The 6,435-nt window shown below is 38.7% G+C and carries 9 protein-coding genes; 8 read left to right on the top strand and 1 reads right to left on the bottom strand.

Features of this window, described 5'->3' with window-relative positions; translation table 11 throughout:
• Positions 1–102 precede the first annotated feature (102 nt).
• The 6 genes from JJQ88_RS21930 to JJQ88_RS19730 all read left to right on the top strand — a co-directional run bounded on the left by JJQ88_RS21930 (position 103) and on the right by JJQ88_RS19730 (position 3,050).
• Positions 103–942: a polymorphic toxin type 50 domain-containing protein gene (locus tag JJQ88_RS21930; protein ID WP_481748324.1), complete on the top strand. Its 840-nt coding sequence runs from the start codon at positions 103–105 to the stop codon at positions 940–942.
• Between the two features lie 19 nt (positions 943–961).
• Entirely contained in the window at positions 962–1,300 is a 339-nt protein-coding gene (locus tag JJQ88_RS19705; RefSeq protein ID WP_210367745.1) for a hypothetical protein, read from the top strand.
• 121 nt (positions 1,301–1,421) lie between these two features.
• Positions 1,422–1,676 (top strand): hypothetical protein, encoded by a 255-nt coding sequence (locus JJQ88_RS19710; protein ID WP_210367746.1) that lies wholly within the window; start codon positions 1,422–1,424, stop codon positions 1,674–1,676.
• Positions 1,677–1,996: 320 nt separating this feature from the next.
• Positions 1,997–2,260, top strand: coding sequence for a hypothetical protein (locus tag JJQ88_RS19715; protein WP_210367747.1), 264 nt, complete (start codon positions 1,997–1,999; stop codon positions 2,258–2,260).
• 290 nt (positions 2,261–2,550) lie between these two features.
• A complete protein-coding gene (locus JJQ88_RS19725; RefSeq protein ID WP_210367749.1) occupies positions 2,551–2,745 on the top strand; it encodes a hypothetical protein in 195 nt (64 codons plus the stop codon).
• A gap of 14 nt (positions 2,746–2,759) precedes the next feature.
• Positions 2,760–3,050: a hypothetical protein gene (locus tag JJQ88_RS19730; RefSeq protein ID WP_210367750.1), complete on the top strand. Its 291-nt coding sequence runs from the start codon at positions 2,760–2,762 to the stop codon at positions 3,048–3,050.
• Here JJQ88_RS19730 and JJQ88_RS19735 read toward each other — a convergent pair.
• A complete protein-coding gene (locus JJQ88_RS19735; protein WP_210367751.1) occupies positions 3,023–3,622 on the bottom strand; it encodes a transposase in 600 nt (199 codons plus the stop codon). The two genes, JJQ88_RS19730 and JJQ88_RS19735, sit on opposite strands and share 28 nt — an antisense overlap.
• A gap of 86 nt (positions 3,623–3,708) precedes the next feature.
• Between JJQ88_RS19735 and JJQ88_RS19740 the strand changes: the two genes are divergently transcribed.
• Entirely contained in the window at positions 3,709–5,292 is a 1,584-nt protein-coding gene (locus JJQ88_RS19740) for an RHS repeat domain-containing protein (protein WP_210367752.1), read from the top strand.
• Positions 5,293–5,314: 22 nt separating this feature from the next.
• Positions 5,315–5,767, top strand: a complete 453-nt coding sequence (locus JJQ88_RS19745) for a hypothetical protein (protein ID WP_210367753.1) — start codon at positions 5,315–5,317, stop codon at positions 5,765–5,767.
• The last annotated feature ends 668 nt before the right edge of the window (positions 5,768–6,435 follow it).

A 6,435-nucleotide genomic window follows, 5' to 3' on the forward strand; every position in this document is an offset into this window, starting at 1 on the left:
AAGGCGGACCGATTCCGGGAGCCGGATAAGAAATCGATCTGGGAGAAGATCACAGACGGTTTTAAGACTGCGAATGATATAAGGAAGGGATTCAGGAAGGGAGTGGCAGAGGCCTTTTTTTCAACCGTTGAAGGTATTTGGAATGCCGTCACCCATCCGGTCAAAACCGCCAAAGGAATCGTCTATGCAATCGGCTATCCTCTGGAAACCGCCAAAAGTATTTGGAACTCCATCTCAGACTCCTGGAAGAACGATGTTATAAACGGCGATGCCAAAAGCCGTTCTGAATGGTTCGGCCGAGCCGTCGGTGAAGCCGCCCTTGCGATTATCGGGACCAAAGGCGTCGACAAGGCTGTAAAGGTGGCCAAAGGGGCCAGGGTTGTGAAGGAGGGTGGAGGAGTTAGGGTTGTTAGGCCGGAGACTATTGAGAAGAAGGATGGCGGGGATAGGGATGGAAAACGTGTGGCTCCTGAGAGGAAATACAGCGGAGATAGGGTGGAAAAGCGGGAGATTCCTCGGATCATAGACGGGAATGGCGGAATTGGGGATAATATCAATAAGGGTCCGGGTAATGATGTACCTCCTTATGGAAGAAAGTCAGTCCCTATAGGGCCTTACCGTGAAGTAAATGGTTATCCAGTAAAAGTGAAACCAGGTGCTCAGGAGAAACATATTCCAAATACTCCGAATTACAAACAAGAGATAGCGAGTGGGAAAAACAAAAGTATCATCTATGGCGATAATAAAACAACACAAGAATTGCTTGATAAGTTTGCAGGAAATGGAACCACTGTTACCAAAAATAAAGAGAGAGTGGACTTTGGTGAACCAATAGGTAAATACTATGATACTGTGACTGGACAATATATAGAGACTAGTAGAGGAATGATACACTATGGAAAAGATGGTGCTCATATAGTACCAGCAAAACCATCAGAATAAAATAAGAAAGAGGATGTTTATGGAAGCAGATTCTTTATTTAAAACATTATTAGAGTATGAAGGTGTAGAAATCATATTAGAGTGGAACAGTGGATTAAGAATTGTAGGAAAAACAGACACATTTTTTGAGACAGACAATGGATTAGATGATGATGATCCCGAGTACGCAGAGTATTATGCAACTGCATTTCAAGTAAATCATATTTTATCCCATCCTTCTACTAACGAAGGTAGTGTATATGATTGGTTGAAACAAGAAAAAAGTTCATTGGTTGAAATTTCTCTCTATGACGACCCACCAAGTTCCGTATTATTAACTGACGGAAAGAGAGTATGGGATAGGGAAATACCTAAATAATAATTGCTATTCTAGTTTTGTCCTTGAATGTATTAAAGAGACCTGAGGACGCGTTTTATGTCCCTATATTTAACAAGTCTTTATTTGTTGAATTGCTGGAGCAAAAATGGAGAGATAAAGAATGCTTGATAATATAACCGGTTCAATAATATTGGATAATGGAAATATAGTTTTTAGCTCAGGAATGTCTTCTGAGACTTTTATGAAAACTCCTTTGTACAAGGGAGGAATAGTTGATAATAATTATTTATTAAAAGATACACAAGAAATAAGTGGGAAACCATTTTTGCTAACATTATTTTTTAACCATGAAAAACTCAAGGAGGTACATTTATCAGAAGTAATTAATGGACTATCGCGGGATAAGAATCGGTAGGCTGTGGAAGATGTCATAATTATGGACTACATGCATGATGACATCCCTAGTGTAATTGACAGCATCAGGATGACCAGGGTCAATAACATAATCAGACCCATTCACATAGCTCCCTGAGAAAGTCTTACTTAACCAATTTTGCTCGCTTGGCTGTGTAAGGCCATGAGCATTAAAGATATGGGCCGGATCTTTTGGTGGAGTAGATTTGTTCCAGATAGGCATCATCGCAAACCAGGCATGAACATGACAAACATGGTCCGGAAAATTTACACCTCAGTCCAGAGTGTGAAACGTTTAAAATGAGGGAAGTGAATAACACTATGGAAGGTATAAAATTAGACGAAATTAAAAAAGCTTTGTCCTTGTTATCTCAATCAAATGAACCGGTTGAAGCAGCCATTGACTTACATGATATTCAGGAAAGTTGTGTTAATCTAGGGACATTAATGGAAGAAATAAAATCAATACAAGACAAGCAGACACTTATGGACAAGTTAACTGAAATTGAGATTGAACTAGATCATATAAATTGGCACTATAAAAGCTTGAAGAAAGGATTGAAAATATTATACAAGCTTAATTAGCTTGCTGTAGAATCGGAACACTAAGGGGAAGGTTTGAATCCTTCCTCTTTTTTATATGTGTTTTTTGCATTCTGTCAGTGTTGACTTCTGACGACCAATTCCCTGAGCGCAGTGATAGAATCCTTTGATTACACGTATGATACCAAAGGGAACCGGGTTTCTGAGAAAACATCCAGCGGCACCGCACAGTTCACATATGACAAGAGCGGGCAGCTGACGAAGGAAATCTGACCGAACGGGGACATCCTGGAGTATATGTATGATGCAGTGGGGAACGCCTGACCAAGAAAGTGACAAAGAGAACCACCATTACTACTGACACTTATACGTATGATGCAGCCAACCAGCTTTCCACCATTAATGGAACGGCTGTGACCCATGATCAATCCGGCAACATGACAAGTGATGGAAAGAAAACTTTCATTTATGAAGCCGATGACCGTTTGATTGAAGTCAAGGAAGTAACCACTTCTTTAGGAAAGTAATTCAGAAGGCCACCGTGTCAGCAAGACAACAGGATCCACTACTGTCTACTATACGTATGACGTATGACAAAAATGACAATGTCGAATTGGAGACCGACTCTGACCGATTCCGGGAGCCGGAAAAGAAATCGATTTGGGAGAAAATCGCAGACGGTTTTAAGACAGCGAATGATATGAGGAAAGGATTCCGGAAGGGAGTTGCAGAGGCTCTTTTTTCAACAGTTGAAGGTATTTGGAACACCGTAACCCATCCGGTCAAAACGGCCAAAGGGATTGTCTATGCCATCCTGTCCATCAGGACATAGACCTGTTCCTCATCAGAGGCAGGAAACGTCTGAATCATTTCTATGGCCAGGTCGTTCTTGCTTTTGAAAGATCGATGATGTTCTTTGCAGTATTCCTGCCTGAAATACGTTCGGAAATCCCATGCGAAGGAATAACCTTCATCTACCAAATGGGTTGTCACCAGGCAGTGCGACCAGACACTTTTCCCTTCAGAATGGGAGAAGTGGAAATCCAATGCCTCCATCTTTCGTGTTGAGTTATCCTTATGGCACCCGGTGTCATCGACGATCAGGAAAATAATCGGCCTGTCGTCACCCTGTTTATGCCGAGCCCGACGAATGGAATTCATCAGGTGATTCATTCTTTTGGACTGTACACGCTTGGCACACCATGGGGATTCCTTCAGGAAACGTGTCAAACAGCTAAGGTCACGGTCTTTCCCGGAATGGTTCCGTATCTGCGTCATCGTTTTTCTGCCTGCGGTCAGGATGATGCCATGCATGATGGTAATCAAGTGATTAAGCTGGGGCTTGGATAAGCATAGACCAAGAGTGACAATGAACTTGACGATAGCAGAATGGATAGTTACCATAACCTTAGACATCTCCTTTTTTCTGGAATTTGGATTGGGTGGTACCTTCCATTTCCCACGATTAAAGGGATGTCATTCTTGTTTTTATGAAGTTTTCAAGGTTAGACAAAACTAGACAATGTTTACGACAAGATTTTTGCAAGACTCAAGTTACTTATACTTATGACCCAAACGGAAATGTTTCAAGTAGCACCTTAGCTTCCGGTACATCCTTAATTGTCACTAATTATAAGTATGATAAAAATAATCAACTTACGAATATTTCGGGTGGGAATAGCTCTACAAATTTTACTTATTCTGAAAATGATAAAGTAGTTGGAATTAATAATAAAAATGGAACCAATACATTCTTAAACCATGACGGTGCTGGCCAGTTAACAAGTGTGATTACACAAGATGCTAATGGTAGCTTGATTAGTTCCTATGATTATACTTTTAATGAAAAGGGGAATATTATAAAAGAAAAAGCAAAAGAAGGAACGAAACAATTTTTTTATGACAAAAAGGAACAATTAACTAAAGAAGTGTTGCAAAATGGTGACATCTATGAATATTCTTATGATGCGGCAGGTAATCGAATTAGTAAAAAGACAATTAAGGGAACAGACGTATCTTCAATAAATTATACCTACGACGCAGCTAATCAACTGGTTTCCATAAATGGAAATGCAACGATGCATGATAATAATGGGAATCTTTCCGGTGATGAAAAAAAAACCTATATTTATGATGCTGAAGATAGATTGATTGAGGTAAAAGAGGGAACCGTTTCACTTTCTAAGTATGAATATAATTCAGCTGGTCTGAGGATAAGTAAAACTACAGGTTCAACAACTATTTATTATAGTTATGACGAGAATAATAATGTGGTTTTAGAAACGGATAAAACAGGGACAATATTAGCTTCTTATATTTATGACAAGGAGAATAAGCCGGTAACTATGTCCCAAGGTGGAAAAACATTTACTTTCCACGCAAATGGCCATGGTGATATAACAAAAGTAACAGACCAAACAGGTACAATAGTTGCGTCATTCGAGTATGATTCTTGGGGAAACATTCTTAATGAAAGTGGTATAGCTGCTGCGGATATCCCATTCCGTTATGCTGGTTATCGTTACGATGCTGAAACAAAATTGTACTATTTACAACAAAGATATTACAATCCTGAGATAGGTAGGTTTATAACTACTGATCCGGTTTTAGGTGCAAAAGAATTACCTATTAGTCAAAACGGCTATGCTTATGCAGATAATAACCCTGTAATGAATGTAGATCCTAACGGGATGTTTTCTGTCCCTAAAAAGTTAAAATCAGCACTAAGATACTTTATTACAAAAATCTTTGATGATTTTATTGAAAATACCCTCACAAACGCCGTAATGATAATTGGTGGTGGAGGTATTGGAGCATGGACAGCTAGGAAATTGGCAATGAAGGGATTTACGATGTTGAGGCGCTCCCCAAATAAAAAGGCAATTATAGGTTTTGTCACAGGGGGGATAACATCATATATCGCAGGAAATTGGTTCTCTAAAGCTGCATCTATTGCGCAATATTGGACTTCTAAACTATGGAAGTATGAAAATTGGTTTGATAGGAACTGGCTTGGAAAAAAGATAGATAACGGTTTGCGCAGAGCAAAAAATTATCTGCTTAGAAGAATCTAATATAGCGGGAGGAAAACTATACTTGGAACTATTATATATATTAGGTTTAGGATGGATTCTTTTCTTGGTTTATAAATTTTATTTAAAACCAGTTAAAACCTATGAAAATGTGGTAGCGAGAGGTTTCTTCAACAGGTTGATTGGAATGAAGGGTAAAGAAAAGCAGGTGTATTTGAACGCTCTTGAAAACATAAGTTTATCCGAAAATGAAAGAAGAGACTTAATGTTTATAGTAGGTACCTGGTATGCCAACAATAATAACTGCTCAAAAGCAATTCGTTATTATGAAGACGCTTTTCAAGATTTTAATGAAAACTTCCATTATAAAAAGGAATTTCATAAGGTAATTGATTCCTATATTAAATGTAATGAAAAAGAGAAAGCTAAAGAAGTATTAAAATTTTTTCTTGATCGAAAATCATTTGATAAAAATTTTAAGCAGCTAGAGAAAAAATACAATAATTTAGTTAATTAAGTATTTGATAACGTGAATGGGGCCTAAGGTATTGCACCGAGGCCCTTTATTTATGTCCTATTGCTAACAAATTCATCCTAATATTTTTGGTCTATTCCAGCGTAAAATAATTAGAGACTGGGGTAATGACCTGTTAGCTCCATTACTAATGAGGGTTACTAATCTTCTTCGCTCATACCCAAGAGAAATGAAGATGAGACATAGTGATAGTTCACTATGAGGACGGTTCTAGTGTCTCATAAAAGCTTAAAACGTATACCGTTTCGACTACTGCGAAACCGTTAGAATTGTTTGAGCGATAGGGGTGATAGCGTCTCATTCAAAGGTCAAAAGGAATTGTGGTCAAACGGATCAGAGATTGAACTAGTCGATGGCAATTATTAGTTAAAAATCTAAAGAGAGCGATGAGCAGTTCACGCTGCTATCGTATTTTTTTACCCAATCTAGCCAACTTTCCCTCCAATAGCTCCTATCTAACTGCTCACAAAACCGCCACAATCATCCCTATCCCACTCTGTCCTATCCACCCTTTCATCCATATATAAAGGGTGAAGAAGTTCCAGGAGCGCTATTTTGAAGAGCTTTATGATATTGTTTATGGCAGACTAGAAATGTAGGAAACGGCAGCTAATTTATGTACATAAAAAAGGCCACTTGCCAACATCCGA

The organism is Bacillus sp. REN3 (genome assembly GCF_017912555.1).
Taxonomy (GTDB): Bacteria; Bacillota; Bacilli; order Bacillales; family Cytobacillaceae; genus Mesobacillus.

Coding starts and splice junctions, on each gene's coding strand:
- JJQ88_RS19705 (WP_210367745.1), top strand. CDS start 962: ATGGAAGCAGATTCTTTATTTAAAACATTATTAGAGTATGAAGGTGTA.
- JJQ88_RS19710 (WP_210367746.1), top strand. CDS start 1,422: ATGCTTGATAATATAACCGGTTCAATAATATTGGATAATGGAAATATA.
- JJQ88_RS19715 (WP_210367747.1), top strand. CDS start 1,997: ATGGAAGGTATAAAATTAGACGAAATTAAAAAAGCTTTGTCCTTGTTA.
- JJQ88_RS19735 (WP_210367751.1), bottom strand. CDS start 3,622: ATGGTAACTATCCATTCTGCTATCGTCAAGTTCATTGTCACTCTTGGT.
- JJQ88_RS19740 (WP_210367752.1), top strand. CDS start 3,709: ATGAAGTTTTCAAGGTTAGACAAAACTAGACAATGTTTACGACAAGAT.